The following is a 3,647-nucleotide window of genomic DNA, read 5'->3' on the forward strand; positions in this document are numbered from 1 at the left end:
GGCCCGAGTCGCCTCCCGCATCGGCCGACGGCTGTGAGCGTGCGCCGAGGAAAGGACGCGTCACCATGCAGAAGACCGCAATCCTCCAGCCGCGCGGCATCGACGGCTCCCGGCATCTGGGCTCACTCGCCGACCTGCTGCGGGACTGGCTTCCGCGGCAGCGGTGGTTCGCCGGCAAGGACCGGCCCGTCATGGACCTGCGTCTGCTCTCCATGACCGAACTGTTCCCGGGCTGCCTCCACCTGCTCGTCCACACCGGGCATGCGGCGCCCCCGGACACCGCGGTCCACGCGGGCGTCCCGGCGCCCGGCGGGACGCCGCCGGCCGACGGCGACTGCTACCAGTTGCTGCTCGGGGTGCAGGAGCATCTCTCGCCCCGGCTCGGCCGGGCGTTGATCGGGCGGGCGCAGGACGGGCCGCTGGCCGGGCTGACCGTGTACGACGCCTTGCAGGACCCGCGCTCGGCCCACCTGCTGCTGGAGCGGATGCGGCACTCGGGCTCGCTCGGCCCGCTGAAGTTCGAGTCGGACCCGTCGGTGCCGCTGCCGGCGGGTCTGGCGCCGCGGCTGCTGGACGCGGAGCAGTCGAACACCTCGCTGGTGTACGGCGACGCGTACATCCTGAAGGTGTTCCGGCGCATCCAGCCGGGCGTCAACCCCGATCTGGAGGTACCGGTCGCACTGGCGGAGCAGGGCTGCGGCCGGGTGCCCGCCCCGGTGGCCTGGTTCCGTACCAGCCGGCCGCAGGACGCGACCCTCGGTGTGCTGCAGCCGTTCCTGAACGACGCGTCCGACGGCTGGGCACTCGCCCTCCAGGCGCTGGCCCGCGGCGAGGACTTCACCGCCGAGGCGTACGCGCTGGGGCAGGCCACCGCCGACGTGCACCTGGCGCTGGCCGCGGCCTTCCCGCTCGGCGGTCCCGCCGAGAACGGCCGTACGGCGGCGGCGATGTCGGACCGCCTGGACGCGGCCGCCCAGCACGTCACCGCGCTGCGGCCGTTCGTGCCGGGGCTGCGGGCGGCCTTCGAGGCGCTCGCCGCGTGCGACCCCGGGCCGCCCGCGCAGCGCATCCACGGCGACCTGCACCTCGGTCAGGTGCTGCGGGCGGGACGTGAGTGGTTCGTCATCGATTTCGAGGGCGAGCCGTCCCGGCCGCTGTCCGAACGGCGCAGCGCCCACTCACCGGTGCGGGACATCGCCGGCATGCTCCGCTCCTTCGACTACGCGGCCCGGCAGCGCCGTCCGTGGCGCCCGCAGTGGGCGAGCCGCTGCCGGGAGGCGTACTGCGCCGGCTACGCCGGCCGCGCGGGCTGGGACCCGCGCAAGAAGCACGCCCTGTTGCGGGCCTACGAGACGGACAGGGCTGTCTACGAAGTGCTCTACGAGGCGAGGCACCGCCCCGCCTGGCTTCCCGTACCCATGGCGGCGATCGAGCGTCTCGCCGTGAGAGGAGACTGAACTCCGTGGCCCTGCGAGACCCCGAGCTGCCCGAGCCGATCAGCCCGCCCGCCGCGGCGCCCGCGCCGCCGCTGGACCCGGCGGACCGCGAGCGCCTGCTGGGCGGCGCCCACCACGACCCGCACGCGCTGCTGGGCGCGCACCGGGTGCCCGGCGGCGTCCTGTTCCGGACGCTGCGCCCGTTCGCGCGGGCGGTGAGCGTCCTGGTGGACGGTGTGCCCGCCCCGCTCGCCTCCGAGGGGGACGGGCTGTTCTCGGCCGTGCTGCCGCTGGAGTCGGTTCCCGCCTACACCCTGCGGGTTGCGTACGAGGACGCCGCGTACGAGGTGGAGGACCCGTACCGGTTCCTGCCCGCGCTCGGCGAGTTCGACCTGCACCTCGTCCGGGAGGGGCGGCACGAGCAGTTGTGGAGGGCGCTGGGAGCCGAGCCGATGACCCACCAGGGCGTCGCGGGCACCCGCTTCACCGTCTGGGCGCCCAACGCGCGGGGGGTGCGGGTCGCCGGGGAGTTCACCTACTGGGACGGCACGCAGTACCCGATGCGCTCCCTGGGCTCGTCCGGGGTGTGGGAGCTGTTCCTGCCCGGCATCGGGGAGGGCACCCGCTACAAGTACGAGATCACCTCCCGGCACGGCGCCCGCTTCCTCAAGGCCGACCCGATGGCCCGGCAGGCGGAGGTGCCGCCGGACACGGCGTCCATCGTGACCGCCTCGCGGTACGAGTGGCAGGACGCCGCGTGGATGGCGCACCGGGGGGACGTGCCGGTGCACGAGGCTCCGTTCTCGGTGTACGAGGTGCACCTGCCGTCCTGGCGGCCGGGCAGCTCCTACCGCGAGCTGGCCGAGGAACTGCCCGCGTACGTCAGGGACCTGGGCTTCACCCACGTCGAGCTGATGCCGGTCGCCCACCACCCGTTCAGCGGCTCCTGGGGCTACCAGGTCACCGGCTTCTACGCACCGGCGGCACGGCTCGGCGGCCCGGACGACTTGCGGTACTTCGTCGACGCCTGCCACCGGGCCGGCCTCGGCGTCATCATGGACTGGGTTCCGGCCCACTTCCCCAAGGACGACTGGGCGCTCGCCCGGTTCGACGGGGAGCCGCTGTACGAGCCCGGGGACGAGCGGCGGGCCGAGCACCCGGACTGGGGCACCTACGAGTTCGACTACGGGCGCACCGAGGTGCGCAACTTCCTGGTCGCGAACGCGGTGTACTGGTGCGAGGAGTTCCACATCGACGGGCTGCGGGTGGACGCCGTCGCCTCGATGCTCTACCTCGACTACTCGCGGGACTCCGGTGACTGGTCGCCGAACGTCTTCGGCGGCAACGAGGACCTGGCGGCGAAGGCGTTCCTGCAGGAGATGAACGCGACCCTGTACCGCCGGGTGCCGGGCGTGGTGACCATCGCCGAGGAGTCCACCGCCTGGGACGGGGTGACCCGTCCGACCGACTGCGGCGGGCTGGGCTTCGGGCTGAAGTGGAACATGGGCTGGATGCACGACTCGCTCCAGTACATCTCCAAGGAGCCGGTGCACCGCAAGTACCACCACAACGAGATGACGTTCTCGATGGTGTACGCCTACAGCGAGAACTACGTGCTGCCGATCTCCCACGACGAGGTCGTGCACGGCAAGCAGGCGCTGGTGTCGAAGATGCCCGGCGACTGGTGGCAGCGGCGCGCCAACCACCGTGCGTACCTGGGCTTCATGTGGTCCCATCCGGGCAAGCAACTGCTGTTCATGGGACAGGAGTTCGCACAGGGAGGGGAGTGGTCGGAGCAGCACGGCCCGGAGTGGTGGCTGCTGGATCCGGGCAACTGCGCCGCCGGCGACCACGAGGGGGTGCGCGCCCTGGTACGGGACCTGAACACGCGCTACCGGCGCACCCCGGCGCTGTGGCAGCGGGACACCGTGCCGGACGGGTTCCGGTGGGTGGCCGGCGACGCGGCCGACGACAACGTCTTCGCGTTCCTGAGGTACGACGCCGAGGGCGGTCCGCTGCTGGCGGTGTCGAACTTCTCCCCGGTGGTCCGGCACGACTACCGGCTCGCCGTGCCCGGCGAGGTGCCGGCCTGGCACGAGGTACTCAACACCGACGCCGCCCGCTACGGCGGCGGTGACGTCACCAACCCCGACCCGGTCAAGCCGCAGGACGGGGCGGTCCGGCTCACGCTGCCTCCGCTGGCGACGGTCT

General features: G+C 72.9%; 2 protein-coding genes. Both read left to right on the plus strand.

Annotation, left to right across the window (positions count from 1 at the left end; translation table 11 throughout):
* Positions 1-65 precede the first annotated feature (65 nt).
* A complete protein-coding gene (locus ACL02U_RS32685; protein ID WP_412794640.1) occupies positions 66-1,457 on the plus strand; it encodes a maltokinase N-terminal cap-like domain-containing protein in 1,392 nt (463 codons plus the stop codon).
* Positions 1,458-1,462: 5 nt separating this feature from the next.
* Positions 1,463-3,647, plus strand: a 2,185-nt coding sequence (glgB, locus tag ACL02U_RS32690) for a 1,4-alpha-glucan branching enzyme (protein ID WP_412794641.1), incomplete at its 3' end; no start/stop codon positions are given.

The organism is Streptomyces sp. MS06 (assembly GCF_047200655.1).
Lineage (GTDB): Bacteria > Actinomycetota > Actinomycetes > Streptomycetales > Streptomycetaceae > Streptomyces.

Excerpts from the sequence above, each read along its gene's own strand:
- ACL02U_RS32685 (WP_412794640.1), top strand. The coding sequence starts at position 66 with ATGCAGAAGACCGCAATCCTCCAGCCGCGCGGCATCGACGGCTCCCGG.